Here is an 18,933-nt window from a genome sequence, read left to right as displayed (position 1 = left end):
AAAGTTGCGCGCATCCCACGCCATCGGCCTCTCGGCGCTTCGTGACAATGCAACAAAAAATTTCATAACCGTTATTCTGCGCGATCCATAAATAATTACCCTCATCGGCACTGACAACAACGACATAGTGCGTGGCTTTTCTCATTCGAGTCTCTGCCATGCATGATCCCGGTTTCATCCCTCCCAGACCGATACTGCTTGCCGGTCAGGATCAGGAACGCACCGACAGTTTGCCCGCTGCCAATGCCTTTGCGACTTCACCGTTTTTCGATATCCGCCTCCCTCTGCCCGAGCCAGAACCGGCCACCGACGATACCCGCCTTTTGAATGCCCGGCGCCTTGAGCAACTGGCCCGTCTGCGCAGACGTCCGGGCTATGCCTTGCTGGCCGACTCGGTACTGCTGCTGCGCAGCCTGCAACTGGACATGGACGCCCCTGCGGCCTGGCCGCGCTATGTGCGCAAGCGCCTGACCGACTGGCTGCATGAAACCGCAGGTAAACCGCTGGACCCGGACACGCTGCGGTTGCGCATCGAGAGCCCCTATAGCGGCGTCGATCCGGACCAGCAAAGCCTGGAATTGAGCCTGAGCCAGCTGGCGGTGACGGCCGGAGATCAGTCAGAGCTGCCGTATCTGGTGCGGGCCAAAGCGATTGACGATGCGCCGCTGGCGGAACTGCCGTCATTCAAGCGCAGCGACTTGCTGCGCCACATAATCGACCAACCCTGGGCAGACGACTACCAACAACAGCTTGACAGGTTCTGGCGCCTCCACGCTGACACCTGGCGTCAACTGGCCCGTTTGTCCTGGCTGGATGAACTGGCCCGGCAATTCAAGCGCAAACACCTGCACCGCGAGGGTTATTACCTTGCCCTCGATGCGCTGGGTTATGCCCAGCCGCCCGAGACGCCTGAGGCAATGCTCGACACTGGCCCGTCGCGCAGTGCGCAGATCTGGCTGTTGCATTTTGGTGATGAGGTAGTGCCTGGGCTGTTTCAGGTACGCTCGCCGTTAACTGCACACTGCTTCATCCACCAGCCTGGTTCAGGACGGCGCCCTGTCGAATACATCAGCGACAACGCCAGCTACATGACCGAACGTCTGCTGGGCGAACTTAACGACTCTGCCATCCACCGCCATTGGTTGTATCACCAACAACCCGGCCAGATCGAAGCACGCCTGTATGTGGGGGACCCGATGCACGCCCTGCAACGGGCCGGCCAGCGCGCTGCCGAGTCTTTTACGCGGACCGGCAGCGACGCATTCATGTGGCAGCCAGCCAGACCGGCGCTGGCACTGGCCGGCGCCGCAGAGCTGTGGCAGGCACGGCCAGCCATTCTCGACAGCCTGCCCGCGCCAATGAACATCGCCACCGGCCTGATGCGCGACTGGCTGCACAAGCAGCACGGGCTTGATCTCAACCCACGCCTGGTGTTCGTCGCCTGGCGCCCTGGCCAACGACGAACCCCGCTGGGCGATGTACGTCAGGCTGGCAATCGTATTCATACGCCCGAAACCCGGCCGATGAACATCGCCAAGGCATTGATCAGCCGCTATCAGGCTGAACAGCCCGAGGGCTACATCGATGAAGGTGGCAAGTGGGCAATCTGGCACGACCCTACTGGTAAGGGTCAGTGGCAAGCGGATAAACAACTGCCGCTCAGTGCCCGACAACTGGCCGGGCACATCGAGCGAACTGACTTCCTGACACTGGTCAGCCGGCGCATTGAAACATTCTGGACGCAACAGCAAGCCCAGGTGGAACACGCCTTGCGCGCCGCGATGATCAGCCAGGCGATCGTCGCGCTCAAGCAGGGCAATTTGCAGCGTGGCGGCTTCGACCGCGTGGTCGAGGCCCTGAGCGACCCGGCCGCCAGCTGGAGCGTACTGGGCTTTGAAGTGCAGAGTTCGTTCATCGAAGGCCTTGAGCAGCAACCGTGCTGCAGCCTGTTGATGCTGGCACCGGCCCAACTCAAGCAGCGGGTGTTGTACCAGGCCGGGCAGGCCAACGGCTTTATCGAGTTCGCCGACGCCGATCAGATGAACCGCTACCTGCTCAACGCGATGGCTGATTCCGACTGGCGCACGACGGTAATGCGTTACGTACCAGACCGGCATCAGCAACGCCTGGATTATCTGTTCAGGTTCTGGACCAGCCAGGCACCGCTGCAGACACCGCCCTCGATTCTGCGCCCCTGGTCCGACATTCTGTATCAGCCCGATCGCCACCAACGCCATGATCAGTCACTGTACGAACAGCCGCTGCCAGCCGGGCAACCGTTTGCCTACATGTGCCAGACCCTCAGGGCCAACGCGCTGGAGCACGCCCGTCAGCAGATTGTCACCCCTACGCAACAGACCCTGCGCTACTGGAGCGGGCAATTGCGTCATCTGCAATGGCTGCTGGCGCCCATGTCACTGGCAATGACACCGGCGGCCATCGCGACACTGGCGACCGAACTGGGAGTGCTCGGCACCGATATCGCCATGGCCAACCTGCCCGGCCGTCGCTACCCGGAAAAACAACAGGCACTGGCATCGCTTTTGAGTTTCGCGCTCTGGCGCGTGGGCCCGGCCACTGTCCGGATACTGGACACCCAGCGCAAGCTCATCGACAACGGCCGGCGCGTGTTGCGTACCGCTGCTCAGGCTCGGGCGCCGGGACAACGGATCGGCGGCCCGAGCATGCCCCGCCAGACCCGCCTGGAGCCGTTCTTTCATAATGGCGGCCGGCTCAAACGCTGGACATACAGCGGCCCGCAGTACGGCCAATTGCCGGTGCATGTCTGGAAGCTGGGCCGCAAGTTCCTGCTTTGGACCTCAGACCGTGGCCAGGCGCGCACCTTGGTGGTCAGCACCCATGGCTACCACCTGCCGTGGAGCAAAACCGTGAAAATCCCGAACGGCACGCAAATCCACACCTATGCGCCTCACGGCCATATATTGATCGATCCCGGATTGCACCGGGTTGTCAGCCAACGGGTCAGCCCGTTTGCCATTTCCAGCCCGGTCGGTCACACACCCGCGCTGCCGCCGTTGGTCGCCACCGATAAACTGTTGGCCGGCACCTCGCTGCCGGGGCGCCTGAAAAACTACACACTGGCGAAATACCAGGGTGCCGGGGCAGAAAGCTACGACGATGTCGGCCGGACAGTGCGCAATAGCAACAGCGGTTTTTTCTCCGGACAACTGCCACCGACCCCGATGGACGTGCTGACGGTACGCAACCGGTTTGGCCGCCTGCCGGCGACCTTGGACGAGTTGTTCGGTAACCTTTTTCAGCAGGGCATTCATTACGACCGGATACTTCTGGTGCATTGCCGCTGCGCCGCGCTGCAGGGGCTGATCGGCCAGGCACCGGTCTACACTGTGCCTGCACGGCTGCCGGGGCGCCCGATCAGCCCTTGAAGAACTCTGGCCCGATAAATGCTGGCCACGCGGTGATAGAGCACAGCAATAGGTTTCGTCTACTATGCCGCCCTCAGCGGTTTACCAGCCACCCGGAATCGTTATGCCTTTTCCCAATGCCATCACCTCACAGCGCACCTTGTTGTTCACCTTGGCATTGCTATTGGCAGGCGGTTTTCTGGTCACCTCGTTGCTGAGCTATTACGCCTCGCGCAGCTCGATCCGCGACAACATCATTCATACCGAGCTGCCACTGACCTCCGACACGGTTTACTCGGAAATCCAGAAGGACCTGGTGCGCCCAACCCTGATCGCCTCAATGATGTCGCGTGACACCTTCATGCGCGACTGGGTGGTGAGCGGCGAGAACAACCCCGAGCAGATCATCCGCTACCTGCGCGAGGTGCATGACCACTACGGTGCCTATACCTCATTTTTCATTTCCGAAAAGACCGGGATCTACTACCAGGCCAAGGGCATCCTCAAGACCATCAAGCCCGGCGAACCCCGCGATGCCTGGTACTACCGGGTTCGGGACATGAGCGAGCCCTACGAGATCAGCTTCGATCCGGACATGGCCAACCAGGACCGGCCGAGCTTCTTCATCAACTACAAGGTGTTCGACTACAACAATCGCTTCATCGGCGCCGCCGGGGTCGGGCTGACCGTTGATGCAGTGGTCAAGCTGATCGACCGCTACCAGCAGCGCTATGATCGCGGCGTATTTTTCGTCGACACCCGCGGCGTTGTGGTGCTCACCGGCACCAGCAGCAGCCCGCACGATCCGCAGGCCGGCCAGACGCTGCTGGACCTGCCCGGCCTGGGCACGCTCATGGAAAAACTGCCCCAGGCCAACAGCGATAGCTACGAGTACACCGCCGAAGGCGCTGACAGCTTCGTCAATGTGCGCTTCATCCCTGAACTGAACTGGTTCCTGTTCGTCACCAAAAAGGAAAACGGCGCGCTGGACGGCATCCGCCATTCACTCTACCTGAACCTGGCGATCTGCCTGGCGGTGACCCTGATCGTCATGCTGTTACTGAACAAGACCCTGCACCGCTACCAGAGCCGCCTGGAAGCCCAGGCCACGCTCGACCCCCTGACCGGCCTGCCCAACCGTCGCGGTTTCAATCTGCTGGCCAGCAATACCCTGGACAGCCCCGGCCCGGTGACCGCCCTGCTGCTGGACCTGGACCACTTCAAACACCTCAACGACACCCATGGCCATTTGGCAGGCGATGCAGTGCTGGCGGGCTTCGCAGAAGACCTCAAGAGTTGCCTGCGCCAGTCCGACGTGATTTGCCGCTGGGGTGGCGAGGAATTCATCGTGTTGCTCAAAGACAGCGACCTGGCCGGCGGCCAGCGCGTGGCCGAGCAGATTCGCCGGTTGGCTGAGCAACACGATTACTTTTTTTCCGGAAGCATGCTGCAGGTCACCGTCAGCGTCGGCCTGACCGAGCGCCTGCCCAACGACAACCTGCACGATCTGATCGCCCGCGCTGACCGGGCGCTGTATCAGGCCAAGCTAAGCGGCCGCAATCAAGTGTGCGTCGAGCGGGCAGTACCGGTATGAGTGCAATACCGCAGAGCAGCGCCATCGCCCAACGCTGCCCATTATGCGGCTACAGCAACGATTGCTCGCTGGCCGATCCGCGTACCGCCGCCCAGGCTTGCTGGTGCTTCAGTGTCAGCATCGACCCTGCCCGCCTCGCCGCCCTGCCCGATGACCTGCGCAATAAAGCCTGCCTGTGCCCGCGCTGCGCAGGGATTGTCGATACCCTGGCGCAGGACGGCGCCTGACCATGCGCCTGGATCGCTTCCTTGGCAACCTGCCCCAGTTCAGCCGCAAGCAAGTGCGGCTGCTCTTGATTGCTGGCCGGGTCCGGGTCGATGGCAACACCACCCGTGACCCGCTGCACGAGGTCCGCGAGTTCAGCCTCGTGCAACTGGACGACGAGGTGTTACAGGCAGGCAAGCCGGCGCGTTACTTCATGCTGCACAAACCGATGGGCTGCGTGAGTGCGACCCAGGATGATCAGCATCCGACGGTGCTCGACCTGCTGGATGTGCCGGACCGGCATGAACTGCACATCGCCGGGCGCCTGGACTTCAATACCACCGGCCTGATGCTGCTGACCAATGACGGCCAGTGGTCGCGGCGACTGACCCAGCCGCAGACCAAACTGCCCAAGGTGTATTACGTTGAAACCGAGCAGGTAATCGACGAACGGTATGTGGCGCGCTTCGCTGAAGGGTTCTATTTCGCCTTCGAAAACCTCACCACCCAGCCCGCTCACCTGACCCTGCTCGGCCCACGCCAGGCACGGCTGAGTATCGTCGAGGGCCGCTATCATCAGGTAAAGCGGATGTTCGGCCACTTCGATAACAAAGTGATGCGCCTGCACCGCGAAAGCATGGGCCCTTTGCTACTGGATGAGCGGTTGAAACCGGGCCGGTTTCGCGCACTGACGGCCCAGGAAGTCGACTCGATCTGACCGTCAGTCGGCCCACACCCCACGAAATGTGACTTCATACGAACGGCACTTGCGGGTTCCCGGATCGACTGCTTGAATCCAGACGTCGGTCCACATGTGACCGACAAGTCATACCCGCATTCTAAGAAACCTTTTTGCCGTACCAGGGCCATTCAGGCCCACGACAAATCGCCCGCCTAATAACAATACCTGTCGGACAGATGGTTCGGATCGACATGGGCTTTTAACCAAGGCATATGCCTACCTGTCACGAAACTCGTGCAAATTGATTTGCGCGTAACAAGCCGTTGAAAAACGCCGGCCGTTTTCGACTGCTTGGTAACCCTTGTCTACGCCAGGAGAAGACATATGAGCCCAGAAATCGCTGTGCTTGATATACAAGGACTGTTCAGGGTTTACACGGAATTCTATCGTGCAGACGCTGCGGAAAAGACCATCATCATGGTCAATGGCTCACTGGCCACCACCGCGTCCTATGCGCAGACCGTACGTAACCTGTACCCACAGTTCAACATCGTCCTGTTTGACCAGCCGTACGCCGGTCGTTCCAAACCGCACAACACCCACGAAGCACCGCTGAGCCGTGAGATAGAAGCCCATCTGCTGCTGGAACTGATCGAGCACTTCCATGCCGATCATGTCATGTCCTTTTCATGGGGCGGGGTGGCAACCCTGCTGGCCTTGGCGCAGCGTCCCAAGCGCATCGAGAAAGCCGTTGTCAGTTCGTTCTCGCCGGTCATCAACGACGCCATGCAGGACTATCTGCTGCGCGGCGTGAAACACCTGGGCGAACGTAACCGTTACGAAGTCGGTCACCTGATCAACGACACCATCGGCAAGCACCTGCCCTCGTTGTTCAAACGCTTCAACTATCGGCATGTCAGCAGTCTGGACCTGCACGAATACGACCAGATGCATCATCACATCACCCAGGTGCTGGCAGTCGACCCGCAGAACTACCTGGCAGCCGCGAGCAATATCAAAATCCCCGTCCTGTTCATGAACGGTGCGCTGGACGAATACACCAGTGGCCAGGATGTCCACCATTTCACCAAGTACGTGCAAGACTGCAGCTTCAGCACCATCCAGGACGCCGGTCATTTCCTCGACATGGAAAACAAGGCCGCCTGCCGCGACTCGAAACACGCCCTGCTGGGATTTCTGCAGCCAGGTGCGGTATCTGCCAGCAATACCCGTCATGCCTACCACCAGCCACAGGGAACTCACGCATTTGCTCTTTGAAACCTGCCGTACCCGGCCCCAACCAAGCACATACATTCGCCGATGCCCACCAAAGCCTCTCGGCGAATGTTGCCTGAATGATCGGTCAGTAAATCAACGCTTCATTTAACCCGCTCTATCTGGTACAAAGTCAGGCGCACAAAGCGGGTGTCGTATAATGGCATTACTCCAGCTTCCCAAGCTGATAACGAGGGTTCGATTCCCTTCACCCGCTCCAGTCTCCTCCCGGTGACCATAGCTCACCGACGATAGCCTCAAAGCCATGCAGTATCTGGCTTTGGCTATTCGCGATAAGCATCGCAACCTTCCCATCCCGACCGTCTATTGCGCCTAACCAAACCAGCCAGTCATCCAGCGCGGCCACAACGACGCTCGTACTCGCTTGTGTTGAATCTGTACCAGCTCCGGCAGATCGCGCATCTTGACCCACAACTCCGAGTGCCAGTGCAGTGTTCTGAGCACACCGCCCTTCCAGTGCATATCCGCCATAACCGGCCTGTCAGCCCGCGACTCGGCAACATAACCGTCCAGAGCCGGCAGGACTTCCTGGGCCAGCCAGCGGCGCAGTGCACGGTTCTCGGGGACATAGTGATAGACCAGCAAAGCGAAGGCACCGGACTCGCTGATCAGCAGACACTCTTCCCAATTGCCCTTGGTCAGCAGCCAGACAGTGCGGTACTGGTCAGAATCGAGTTTCTGGGTACAGCGCTCGGTCAGGGATCGGCCCATCAGGCGGGCCAGGTCAGACAGTGGGAACCAGGCCTGGCCGTGTTGGACTACGGCGCGCAGGGTGCGCTGGTGGCGGATGAAGACGACAGGTTCGAAAGCGTCGTGGGTAGGGGCAAGTGATAAAAAACTTTCCATTGATAGAGCTCCTTAGGCATAAAGCCACATCCTCACGTCGCTAAACATGAAAGGTGGCGACTGTGTGACGGTTAGCGAACCGGCTAAGGAGTCCACCGGCAGACCATAGGTCTCCGGCACACAGCCGCCATGGAGCATGCCTCAAGCAGACAGTTGCCTGAGACGGTCGGTGGCACTCAAACACTCCTTTTTCCGGCTCGCTAAAACCGGTCACTCAAACAGCGAAGCCGCACGTTATGCCTGGGAAATCGGGTAGACAACACGAGGGAGAAAATTCAGAAGTTTCGTACAGGCCAGGAGGATCTTTCTGACGCATCGATGAACAGTGAAGTGAAGCCATAAAACATAGATGCCAAACGAAGCCGAATGGCCACCTACAAGGGAGTTGAACAACCAGCTGTACCAGCTTTAAGGCTCCTCGACTTGGGTCGGAACACTCAGCCCAACTTTCACATTCTTCATTGAAACCATTGTCTTGAATCGCTTGACGTTATTGCTTTCAAAGAAGAGCGCCTTGGTCAGCTCTGTATATTGCTCCATGTCCCTGACCGACATAATCAGGACGAAGTCGCATTCGCCGGCGACGTAGTAGCATTGCTGTACCTGTGGACAGGCCAAGAATGCCCGCTTCATTTCATCGAGAAGATCCAATCGCTCGTTTTCAACTTCTATCTCGGTCACCACGGTCAGTCTGTAACCCAGACTGGCCGGATCCAACACCGCCACGGTCTGCCGGATCACGCCCTCAGTGTTCAGTCTTTTCAAGCGACGATTGACGGCAGCAGGAGACAGGTTGACCCGCGCGCCCAAATCTTGCTGCGAGATGGAGGCGTCCTCCTGAACGGCTTCTAGAATTGCTACATCAAAATGATCAAGGTTCATTAGCGCCCTCTGAAAAAAAACATCATGAAACGAGAATTTTTCTCAATAATATTTCATTAAAAGGCTGAGATTAAGCAAAAAAACTATTTATCCGAAATATAATTTATCCAGCGTCACCGTGAGCAACGTAGCGTGCTCATTCAAAATCTCAGTCAGTCGGACTATCCATACCCAAATGGTTTTTTGGCCACGAGCTACCTCGGCCTTTGGTATTGGCTGTGTCAGCCCGTGACCCGAAGGTCAGCAGGCGACACATGTTGCTCCCACCACCTCGAACCGTGGCCCTAGATGTAGAGGGCTAAACCTACGGCGAAAAAAAAGATGTCTAACACTAACGGTAAAACAGCCCTTGGCGTGGTTTACAACGTGCTTGCTTCGGTGCTGTTCGCCGTCATGTATGGATATACGAGCCTGCTGACCGCGATGGATGCAGAAGAGATTTATGGTTGGCGAACGCTGCTGACTCTGCCGTGCTTAACGGTACTGGTGATCACAACAGGTCACTGGGGCGAGGTGAAGACGATACTTTCACGGCTCCGTCGGGAACGTTGGTTTTGGGCAAAGCGGGTGCTCTCTTCGGCGCTATTGAACGCACAGCTTTGGCTATTCATGTGGGCCCCGGTTAACGGTCACGCTCTCGATGTTTCGCTTGGGTATTTCTTGCTCCCGATCACCACTGCGGTAGTGGGGCGTGTGGTCTTCAAGGACAAGCTTTCCCGCTTTCAATTGTTGGCGTGTGCGCTCGCGGCATTAGGAGTGCTCAACGAACTGGTGGTTGCCAAGGAGATCGCTTGGCCCGCGTTTGCGGTATGCGCGGGTTACCCGATGTATTACGTGTGGCGTAGGCTGATTGGTACGAATAATCTTGGCGGACTTTGGTTCGACTTGGGCCTGACCCTGCCGGTCAGCCTCTATTTCATCACGCACGGTTCATTTCTTGGCAGTTGGGACGGCGATGCTCGCCTACCACTGCTGATCGTCGGCCTTGGTGCGATCAGTGCAACCGCTCTCTCACTCTCAGCCCTTTCGGCTCCAAGGCTGAATCTTTCGCTATACGGTCTGCTGACTTACGTCGAACCCATCCTGATGGTATGCGCGTCCCTGTTGTTGGGCGAAGTGATCAAGCCAACTCAGTGGCCGACCTACTTAGCCATAGGCGCAGCAGTCCTGGCCTTGTGTCTGGAAGGCGTCTTATCCATCAGAAACACTGTTCGCCACCGCCGTTTAAACGAGACCATTCCGCCGAGTGCGTGAGCTCAGAGACCCTCGTCCTGATAGTGAACCTGTTTCATGGCTGGTATTGCTCCGCTGGCACCAGAAAGGTGCCAGTCAGGCTGGCGATCAAGGCGCAGCAGCGTCCAAATGAACGGGCCGTGATTGGTAGATCATCCGCTCACTTGGATTGATACGATTTGGCGATCCCTGCGAAAAGCCTCACGCCAACAGGGATCAGTGCATCGTTGAAGTCGTAATTTGGGTGGTGAAGGGGCTTAGAGTCCGTATGCCCATCAGCACCCAACCAAAAATAAGCTCCCGGAGTAACCTGCAACATGTAGGCGAAATCCTCGGAGGCCATCGAGGCACGGCAGTCCCAGCTCACGCTTTCTTCCCCGAGGATGGTGTTTGCAATCTCACGGACATGCTCAGCGCACTGCGGATCATTCTGTGTAACAGGGTATCCCTCACGGTACTCCACAGTTCCAGACGCGCCGAAAGCGGTCGGCAGTGTTTGAGCCATTGTGGTGATCTTATCCTGGATGAACAGACGCACAGCCTGATCAAGACAACGCACGGTGCCACGGATGGTAGCCGTATGGGGAATCACGTTGTATGCAGTCCCGGCCTCGATCATGGTGACGCTTAAAACAGCTGAGTCCAGTGGCGAGATCTGCCGGGAAACGATGGTCTGAAGTGCTGAAACAAGCTGGGTTGCGATCACCACCGGATCATTACCCCGTTCTGGCATCGCCGCGTGCGCACCGGATCCTTGAATGCAAATTTCAAACGTATCTTGCGATGCCATCATCGCCCCAGGATTTACCGCGACCATGCCTTGTGAGAGCCCCGGCCAATTGTGAAGTCCATACACCGCGTCCATGGGAAACCTTGCAAATAGACCATCCTCGATCATCTTCCGGGCGCCGGCGCCGGTCTCTTCAGCAGGCTGAAATATGAAATGAACACGCCCCTGAAAATCTCGGTCATCATAGAGGTGCTTTGCGGTCGCCAAGAGGATGGTGGTATGCCCGTCGTGCCCGCAGGCATGCATGCACCCCTCATTGACTGATCGATGAGAGTGCTCACTTTTCTCCTGCATCGGCAGGGCATCCATGTCGGCTCGAAGCCCAATGAAGGGCCCTTGGCCTCGGTCAAGGGTAGCGACGATGCCCGTACCACCAATATTGCGATGCACCTGCAATCCAAAGCTTTCCAAGTGCTCGGCGATTTTGCCGCTGGTACGGTGTTCCTGGTAACCCAGTTCAGGATGAGCGTGGAGATCTTTGCGCCAGCCGCATGCATCGGTGATCAGAGACGTGGACGGAAAGTCATGGTATGAAGACATGCTCAAATTCCTTCAGATGTTGACGCAGGTGGGCGATGACGTTTCGGGCACCACTTGTCTGGGCTTAAATAGAAATAACGAAATCACTAAGGTCATTGTGTGCGTAACGGGATCCCGAGCCTGGGTGCACTCCAGGCATTCGAAGCTGCGGCTCGACATCAAAGTTTTGCGAAAGCGGCGGATGAGCTGTCGCTCAGCACCGGCGCCATCAGCAGGAGCATCAACGAGCTCGAAGCGTTGCTGGCGGTGACATTGTTTCGGCGAGAGCGCCAGCGGGTACTTCTCACCGAGGCGGGTGCTCGTTACGCGGTGAGAATCCGCATCCACCTTGAGCAAATTCGTCGAGACACCATGGAACTGGTTCGCCAGAGCCGCGAAACCATCCTGGACATTGCCATTGGCGTCAGCTTCAGCGCGCAGTGGCTGATACCGAAACTTCACGGGTTTTACCGTCAATATCCGCACATCCATCTCCATCTGATTGGCCGTGACCAACCCATTTTCTTCAACGACTCAAACTTCGATGCTGCGCTTTACTTCGGTCGGTCACTCTGGCCAGGGATGCAGGGGCGTTGTTTGCTCAATGACGACGACCTCTTGATGGTGTGTTCTCCGGCTCTCATGGAGGGGCGCAAAGCGCTTTCACTTGAGCAGATAGATCAGTTACCACGTATCAGCCTCAGGGACATTCCCAATGCCTGGCGTGACTGGAGCCTTACCGCAGGACTTCATCACTCCGGCGAGGTACCAGCGGCCAACCACCGTTTTGAGATGTACGTCATGGCGATCAACGCTGCCTTGGAGTCGCTGGGCGTAGCATTGTTGCCTCGCTCGCTTATATGGAGAGAGCTTGCCCAAGGACGCTTGATCCAGGCACATCCAACCACTCTCCCCAACCCAGACTTCATCTATTGCGCGTACCCCGACCATACCGCGCTGAACCCTTCGTTTAAGCTCTTTGAACAATGGCTCATTGAGACAGTCGACAGCTACCAGCGGGAATCTGCCGAGCACCGCATGCGGGGTTAATCATCCAGGTGCGCGGACATCAACCCTCTGAAGCCCAACCATGCGACATAGTCGGAACCGATCTGGGCTTTGACCAGCCGAGCTTCCTCATCCGGCAGGGCTCGCACCTCGCCAGCGGCCTGCGCCAGCAACTGGATTTGGCAGCATCGCTCCATTGCGATAAATCGATAAGCCGCAGCTTCGACGGAATTGCCGACGGTCAGCAGTCCATGGTTAAGCATGATTACGCTTTTGCTGCTACCCAACGCTCGACCAATACGCTCGCCTTCATCTCCGGATAAAACGACCACGTCTCCGCTGAACAGCACTTGGTTCTCGAAGTAGACACAAGCCTCTTGGTTTAGCGGAAGCAGCGGTTGGTGCAGTGTAGAGAACGCACGGCCATAGACTGAGTGCGTGTGTACGGCAGCGATAACCGAGGGATTGGTTCGGTGTATCCCGCAATGAATCGCAACTGCTGCTGCGTTTACCGGCCCCTCACCTTCCACGACCTCTCCAGCCTCAGTAATGCGGATGAGGTCTTCAGGCCTGATTTTCGAGAAGTGAACGGCATACGGATTGACCCATAGGTGATCGTGGAACTCTGGGTCGCGAACGGTGATATGGCCAGCGATCCCTTCAGCGAGGCCGAGTTTGCCGAACACACGGAAAGCCGCAGCAAGACTTCGTTTGCGATGCTCTCTCTCCTGGGAAGCGTTGGTGAACGCCTCTGGGACTGGCAGAGAACCGCCCAGAGGTTTGGGAATGTACATATCGGCTTGGCTGGTCACGTTGATACCTCATGGCAGCGCGGCGCACGGCACCGCGTGTCTCAATAGCGGACTTAGTTTTTTATGGTTGTCAGCGCAACTCGGCGTTGCGCTTCAAGGCTTGCGACAAGGATGGCGCTCAGTGTCATGAAACCTGCTACTACCAGCATCGCCAGGTTGTAAGAGCCCGTGGCGTCTTTCACAGCACCGATGAACCATCCCACAAACATGCCCGACGCCACGCCAACGCTGGTAATAAGAGCGATGCCGGCTGCAGCTCCCCGATCACTCAGTAGCCGGGAAGGCAATTGCCAAAACGTGCTGATGCTGCAGAAACATCCCGTGGCACCAATGGAGAAGGCGATCATGGTCTGTATAGGTGAGCTCATGTAGAGCGCGCTGGCTAACGAGATCGCACTGATGACCATCGGAATGGAAACGAAGGCGACCGTGAAAGGACGACTACGCACGTAGCGACCGTAGAAGCACATCGCAATGATCGACGCCGTGAAGGGAATGGCGGTGATCTGCCCAACCTCAAATACGCTGTACTTGACGTTAAAGCTGGCCTCGAAACCCTTGACCACTTGCGGCAAGAAATAAAGGAGACTGATGATCGTAGCGTTGATGCCAAAGTAGACAAGCCCTAACGCCCAGACTTTGATGTTGCGCAGAACGTCGGTGACACTGGCGTTAACCGCACCCGGTACATCTTTGCGCTCCTGCGCCAACGCTTCAGAGACCTCGTCCTTCTCCACAGTGGTTAGCCACTTGGCTTTGCCGGGATTATCTGGGAGATAGATGAAGACGACGAAGCCCATAATGATCGCCGGAAGCGCTTCCAGCAGGATCATGCTCCTCCAGCCGCTCATTCCGAAAAGAGACAGGTTCTGCATGATGAACGTTGAAATGGGCGCGCCCAGCATTCCAGTGATCGGGATTGCCATGACAAACAACGACATCAACCAGACCCTGTCGCGAGTAGGCAGCCACAGCGTCAGGAAATAAACCACGCCAGGGAAAAAGCCTGCCTCGGCTACGCCCAGCGCAAACCGCGCGATATACAGCCATGTAGCGTTGGTAATCAGACATGACGCGGCGCTGATTAGCCCCCAAGTCACCATGATGCGCATCATCCACATCCGGGCGCCGAATCGATGAAGACAAAGGTTGCTGGGGACTTCGAACAGGATGTAGCCCAGGAAGAACAGACTTGTACCCAAGCCGTACTGGGCCATCGTGATACCAATTTCCTGGTTCATGGTAAGCGATGCGTAGCCAACGTTGGCTCGATCCAACTGGTTGATCACGTACATCAACATAAGAAGGGGAGCAAGCCGCCAGATTATTTTTCTAGAAAGCTCTGGACTGAGGCCAGGGGAGATCACGGGTGCGTTCATAACAGGCACTTCCTGTAGTCTAGGTTGGTAACCACATGAGCACGATTCGAATCGATGTCGATTTCAGCACTGGTATAAGTGTTACCGCAAACCATCGTTTTTCAGTGCTTGTTGATATTTCCTGAACAACCCCTCTACATTCACTATTGTGGTGCGATAACGGTGGCGTATGCACACGTTTAGTTCGATTTCCAGGTAACAGCCTCGCATCCGTGCTTAAGCATCATAGCGAGAATTGAGAATTTGATGCCCAGGCGCAGCTATAGCGGAAGTGGAGTGTTACTTTCTCGGACGCCTAACGCTTGTATCTCGTGGTTTTAGTGGATGGGAGCAGCAAGGTAGCGGGGCCACAGCCCCAGCCTCCGCTTTCGGTTATTGATTTTCGATGGGCACTGCAAACGTGCGCTTATTGTTTTGCATTGCAACGAAGGTTTTAAATTGCTTGATGTTGCCGAAAAAGAAAAGCTCACGAGTGAGTTGCTCGTACTCACCCATATCCCGCACATTCATCACCAGCAAGAAGTCAAAATCACCAGTAACGTAATAAACTTGCTGAACCTGCGGGCAGCTCACAAAACGTTTTTTGATTTCATCTAGAAGATCAAGCCTTTCATTCTCTAGCTTGACTTCAACAATGATAGTGATGGGTCGCCCTACGAGCGCGGGATCAACAATGCTGACGTTGAATTGGATGACACCCGCCGACTCCAGCGCAGAAATCCGCCTGTTTACGGCAGACGGGGAAAGATTGACCTCCTCCGCCAACTCTCTCTGAGAAATACGGTTATTGACCTGGAGGAGGTTGAGGATTTTTCGGTCGTAGCTATCAAGGTTCATGGGATTCATCTCACACGTGACTCAGCCATTACAGCAGAAAAAAACCAGCTTTGGCGATTCCTTGCGTCGACACAGCATTTTCACGTGGAGAACACGGCAGCCAACGCAACAAAACGCCAAATTTGCAACATTGATGCATTTCAGAAGGGAATTTTCGGCCAATCGTGCGGAGCAGGAGCCGTAGGATCATTTCACCCCATCCTGCTGATCAGGTATGGACTGCTCCCAACTGCAGAGAACAATAAGAAATGGAGAAAGCATGAACAAAGCGATCCCAAAACACGCCGCAGCTTTTAGTTTGGTACTGCCCGCCACCATTCAACTGGGAATCATGCAATGAATCTGAAAAATCACGCGCCGAAAAAAACTTTAGCGTCACGTGCTGGTAACCTACTGGCTGCGGGCGCAGCAGTTGTTATTTTGAGTGCAAGCATGTTTACGTCGTCTGCCAGTCAGGCGGCGACGCTTAAAGAGGTCGAGGCAAGAGGCGTCCTTAATGTGGCAACAGAGGACAATTATTACCCCTTTGAGTTCATCAAAGACGGCGAGTCAGACGGTTTTCACAAAGATGTGATCGTCGAGCTTCGTAAGTATGCGAAATTTCAAGTTAAACAAGACATCATGCCATGGACAGGATTACTCGCAGGCATCACGTCCGGCAAATACGACGGAGCAATTACTGGCGCAGGCGTAACTGAAGAGCGACTGGGCGCTTTTGACTTTGTGGCTCCGGTAGCCCCAGAGGTCTCGCATTACATCAAACGTGCGAACGATGATCGCATCAAGGATCTTGCCAGCCTCTCGGGTTTGACTGTAGGTGTTCAAGCCGGTGGCGCACAACTCGCACGTCTGACACAGCTCGACGCTAAGCTCAAAACAATGGGCGGATCACTGGGCAAGATTGTCCAGTACCAATCCTACCCCGAAGCCTACGCGGATCTGGCAAATGGTCGCCTGGACTATGTCGTGAACTCGATTGTCCCAGCGAACATGCTCGTCAAGGAACGCCCTAAAGTCTTCGCAGTCGGCGAAGCCACCTCCGGAAAAGGCTTCATCGCATGGCCGGTCGCCAAAGGCAATACAGAGCTCCTCGAATACCTTACCGGGTTTGTTAACCACCTTCGCGATACTGGGAAATTGGCAGAGCTTCAGAAGAAGTGGTTGGGGCAATCGTTCGACGATCTGCCACATGAGTCCATATCTTCCGTGGAGCAGTTCAGGAAGCTGACTGAGCAATAAAGCCAACCACACTCCCCTGCTCAGCGACGACGCACGAGCAGGGATGCTGTGTCGAAATCCCTCTTTGACTGAGCACGACTGCCTAAGTCAATGAGCACGTCGAAGGAAATACCGATGGAAGACAGTGACTGGTTCACTCTGCTTCACGCCGCCTGGACGACAGTCTGGATCTCCGGCATATCAATTGTTCTAGGGGTCGCTCTGGGCCTTGTGGTCGCAATGCTTCGTGCAGCAAAAATCCCGGTAGTCAGTCAGTTTCTTGCTGTTTACGTTAGCTTGATTCGAGCGACGCCCATGGTGACGCTGGTGCTCTTTCTCTTCGTTATCGCGCCATCAATGGGCTGGGAGGTAGACCCACGAGTCGTTGCAATCGCTGCAATGACCATCAACACCACGGCTTTCAATGCAGAAATCTGGCGGGGAGCGCTGACCAGCTTTTCCAGAGAGCAACTTGAAGCCGCAAAAGCAGCAGGCATGACGACAGGACTCACGCTTCGTCGAATCATGCTGCCGCAGATGATGACTACCAGCCTGCCCGGTCTGGTGAATGAGATGTCTCTTCTGGTGAAGAGCAGTCCCGCGATTGCCATGATCGGGATCGTTGATTTGACACGGGTCACCAACCGGATCGCAGCCGTGACGTACGACCCTCTGCCACCCATCTTGGCGGCTGGATTGCTGTACATCTTAATCATTGGTGGCCTTGTCCGATTCCAGCGAATCGCTGACTCGCGCGCCAAGCGCCTGGCCATGTAGGAGCGCCCATGAACGGTTTTAAAATGATCTGGGACAACATGAGCCTGTTCGGTGAGGGCCTGCAAAATACGCTGGTGCTATTTTGCGTATCCGGTGTACTGGCTTTCATCCTGGCGTGCTTCTTGGCGTTCCTTCTGGAGGGTACCGAGAACATCCCAAGAAAGCTCATTCGCTGGGGGTTAGACCTCATGCGCATGCTTCCCTTCCTGATCTTCCTGTACCTGCTGTACTACGGGCTTCCTAACGTTGGTCTGAGGCTGGATGTCTGGTCGGCTGGTTTCTTCGCGCTGATTACCTACCACGGTGCCTACTTTGCCGAAATTCTGCGTGCTGCAAGAACATCTCTGCCGACAGGCCAGGCTGAGGCTGCGTACGCCCACGGGTTCATCAACTCAACTATGTACTGGCGGATTCTACTGCCGCAGATGGTGATGCGCTCAGGCCCGCTCTTCGGTAACCAACTCGTGTGCCTGCTCAAAGACACGGCGTTTCTGTCGATTATCACCCTGATGGACTTAACAGCTGCCGCGTCGGCTGTGCAGGCCAAATATTTCGTCCCTCTCCCACCTTTCATCTTTGTGATTGCCTTGTATTGGTCAGTCACGCTGGTTGTAGAGACATTGCTCCGTCGCCTGAGCCGCCGAGCACAGAAACGAGGTTTAGTACATGAATAAGAACACTCCCGTCGTTGAGGTTTGTGACCTCCACAAACACTTCGGTGGTATCGAAGTTCTCAAAGGCATCAACCTGAAGGTTGAACGGGGTCAGACAGTCAGCGTCCTTGGCTCATCCGGGTCGGGCAAGTCCACCATGTTACGTTGCATCAACTGGCTGGAAGTCCCCGACGGCGGCGAGATCTACATTGGTGGTGATCGGATGGGCGTGAAAAGCGCCAACGGAAAAGCAATGTCCAACCGAGAACTGGCAGCAATGCGCGCACGGACTGCCATGGTGTTTCAGAGCTTCAACCTGTGGCCACATCTGACTGTCCTGCAAAACGTCACTGAGGCACCCATTCATGTCATGAAGGTTGACCGCAAGGAAGCCCATGACCACGCGGTTCAGTTGTTGGAAAAAGTGGGACTGTCCCATAAACACGACGCCTATCCATGGTCGTTGTCAGGCGGTCAGCGTCAGCGCGTTGCTATCGCACGGGCCCTTGCGATGAATCCGGAGGTGATCCTGTTCGACGAGCCTACTTCAGCACTGGATCCTGAGTTGGTCGGGGAAGTCCTGGCCGTAATGCGCTCACTCGCCGAAGACGGGTTCACGATGATCATCGTGACGCATGAAATGGAGTTCGCTCGTGCCGTATCCAACGAAGTCGTGTTCATCGACAAAGGCACCGTAATCGAGCGCGCTGCCCCTGAAAAATTCTTCACCAACTCCGACAGTGAACGCGTTCGGCAATTCCTAGGCAGGTACCGAACTGCCACAGCTTGACCATAGGCATTGCCTCATTGGTACCCC

The 18,933-nt window shown here is 56.4% G+C and carries 17 protein-coding genes and 1 tRNA gene; 12 read left to right on the top strand and 6 right to left on the bottom strand.

Features of this window, described 5'->3' with window-relative positions; genetic code table 11:
• Positions 1 to 158 precede the first annotated feature (158 nt).
• The 6 genes from PSCI_RS15230 to PSCI_RS15205 all read left to right on the top strand — a co-directional run bounded on the left by PSCI_RS15230 (position 159) and on the right by PSCI_RS15205 (position 7,361).
• Positions 159 to 3,407 carry a dermonecrotic toxin domain-containing protein gene (locus tag PSCI_RS15230; protein ID WP_045488373.1) on the top strand — a complete coding sequence of 1,083 codons (3,249 nt, stop codon included), beginning with the start codon at positions 159 to 161 and terminating at the stop codon, positions 3,405 to 3,407.
• 103 nt (positions 3,408 to 3,510) lie between these two features.
• Complete coding sequence (locus tag PSCI_RS15225) at positions 3,511 to 4,980, top strand: sensor domain-containing diguanylate cyclase (RefSeq protein WP_045488371.1); 1,470 nt, start codon at positions 3,511 to 3,513, stop codon at positions 4,978 to 4,980.
• Positions 4,977 to 5,207: a cysteine-rich CWC family protein gene (locus tag PSCI_RS15220; protein ID WP_045488369.1), complete on the top strand. Its 231-nt coding sequence runs from the start codon at positions 4,977 to 4,979 to the stop codon at positions 5,205 to 5,207. Before PSCI_RS15225 ends, PSCI_RS15220 begins: the two co-directional genes overlap by 4 nt.
• Before the next feature lie 2 nt (positions 5,208 to 5,209).
• Positions 5,210 to 5,902: a pseudouridine synthase gene (locus PSCI_RS15215; RefSeq protein WP_045488366.1), complete on the top strand. Its 693-nt coding sequence runs from the start codon at positions 5,210 to 5,212 to the stop codon at positions 5,900 to 5,902.
• 348 nt (positions 5,903 to 6,250) lie between these two features.
• The gene (locus PSCI_RS15210) at positions 6,251 to 7,144 is read left to right on the top strand and encodes an alpha/beta fold hydrolase (RefSeq protein WP_045488363.1); all 894 of its coding nucleotides are present in this window, start codon (positions 6,251 to 6,253) and stop codon (positions 7,142 to 7,144) included.
• 143 nt (positions 7,145 to 7,287) lie between these two features.
• Positions 7,288 to 7,361: transfer RNA gene (locus tag PSCI_RS15205), tRNA-Gly, on the top strand.
• Between the two features lie 113 nt (positions 7,362 to 7,474).
• Here PSCI_RS15205 and PSCI_RS15200 read toward each other — a convergent pair.
• Positions 7,475 to 8,008: a BRO-N domain-containing protein gene (locus tag PSCI_RS15200; RefSeq protein WP_045488360.1), complete on the bottom strand. Its 534-nt coding sequence runs from the start codon at positions 8,006 to 8,008 to the stop codon at positions 7,475 to 7,477.
• Between the two features lie 408 nt (positions 8,009 to 8,416).
• Entirely contained in the window at positions 8,417 to 8,890 is a 474-nt protein-coding gene (locus tag PSCI_RS15195) for an Lrp/AsnC family transcriptional regulator (protein ID WP_045488357.1), read from the bottom strand.
• A gap of 321 nt (positions 8,891 to 9,211) precedes the next feature.
• On the opposite strand from PSCI_RS15195, the gene rarD reads away from it, so the two are divergent.
• Entirely contained in the window at positions 9,212 to 10,144 is a 933-nt protein-coding gene (gene rarD / locus PSCI_RS15190; protein WP_045488355.1) for an EamA family transporter RarD, read from the top strand.
• Between the two features lie 139 nt (positions 10,145 to 10,283).
• On the opposite strand, the gene PSCI_RS15185 is transcribed toward rarD, so the two are convergent.
• On the bottom strand, positions 10,284 to 11,453 hold the full coding sequence (locus PSCI_RS15185) for a M20 aminoacylase family protein (RefSeq protein ID WP_045488352.1): 1,170 nt from the start codon (positions 11,451 to 11,453) through the stop codon (positions 10,284 to 10,286).
• 99 nt (positions 11,454 to 11,552) lie between these two features.
• Here PSCI_RS15185 and PSCI_RS15180 point away from each other — a divergent pair, with 99 nt between their 5' ends.
• A complete protein-coding gene (locus PSCI_RS15180) occupies positions 11,553 to 12,482 on the top strand; it encodes a LysR substrate-binding domain-containing protein (protein WP_045488349.1) in 930 nt (309 codons plus the stop codon).
• Here PSCI_RS15180 and PSCI_RS15175 read toward each other — a convergent pair.
• From PSCI_RS15175 to PSCI_RS15165, 3 genes are all read right to left on the bottom strand, one after another.
• Positions 12,479 to 13,252: a class II aldolase/adducin family protein gene (locus PSCI_RS15175; protein WP_197540951.1), complete on the bottom strand. Its 774-nt coding sequence runs from the start codon at positions 13,250 to 13,252 to the stop codon at positions 12,479 to 12,481. The two genes, PSCI_RS15180 and PSCI_RS15175, sit on opposite strands and share 4 nt — an antisense overlap.
• A 53-nt stretch (positions 13,253 to 13,305) precedes the next feature.
• Positions 13,306 to 14,631, bottom strand: a complete 1,326-nt coding sequence (locus tag PSCI_RS15170) for an MFS transporter (protein WP_045488346.1) — start codon at positions 14,629 to 14,631, stop codon at positions 13,306 to 13,308.
• Positions 14,632 to 15,003: 372 nt separating this feature from the next.
• Positions 15,004 to 15,468 carry an Lrp/AsnC family transcriptional regulator gene (locus PSCI_RS15165; RefSeq protein WP_045488344.1) on the bottom strand — a complete coding sequence of 155 codons (465 nt, stop codon included), beginning with the start codon at positions 15,466 to 15,468 and terminating at the stop codon, positions 15,004 to 15,006.
• 336 nt (positions 15,469 to 15,804) lie between these two features.
• On the opposite strand from PSCI_RS15165, the gene PSCI_RS15160 reads away from it, so the two are divergent.
• The 4 genes from PSCI_RS15160 (at position 15,805) to PSCI_RS15145 (ending at position 18,906) form a co-directional block, all read left to right on the top strand.
• The gene (locus tag PSCI_RS15160) at positions 15,805 to 16,707 is read left to right on the top strand and encodes a transporter substrate-binding domain-containing protein (RefSeq protein WP_045488341.1); all 903 of its coding nucleotides are present in this window, start codon (positions 15,805 to 15,807) and stop codon (positions 16,705 to 16,707) included.
• A 114-nt stretch (positions 16,708 to 16,821) separates the two neighbouring features.
• Positions 16,822 to 17,463 carry an amino acid ABC transporter permease gene (locus PSCI_RS15155; RefSeq protein ID WP_045488337.1) on the top strand — a complete coding sequence of 214 codons (642 nt, stop codon included), beginning with the start codon at positions 16,822 to 16,824 and terminating at the stop codon, positions 17,461 to 17,463.
• Positions 17,464 to 17,471: 8 nt separating this feature from the next.
• Positions 17,472 to 18,137, top strand: a complete 666-nt coding sequence (locus PSCI_RS15150) for an amino acid ABC transporter permease (RefSeq protein WP_045488334.1) — start codon at positions 17,472 to 17,474, stop codon at positions 18,135 to 18,137.
• Positions 18,130 to 18,906 (top strand): amino acid ABC transporter ATP-binding protein, encoded by a 777-nt coding sequence (locus PSCI_RS15145; RefSeq protein WP_045488332.1) that lies wholly within the window; start codon positions 18,130 to 18,132, stop codon positions 18,904 to 18,906. The genes PSCI_RS15150 and PSCI_RS15145 overlap by 8 nt, the downstream gene beginning before the upstream one ends.
• Positions 18,907 to 18,933: the final 27 nt, after the last annotated feature.

Origin of the sequence: Pseudomonas sp. StFLB209 (assembly GCF_000829415.1) — a bacterium.
Lineage (GTDB): Bacteria > Pseudomonadota > Gammaproteobacteria > Pseudomonadales > Pseudomonadaceae > Aquipseudomonas.
Note: the sequence above shows the minus strand (reverse complement) of the source record. Positions and strands in the feature narration are given on the sequence as shown.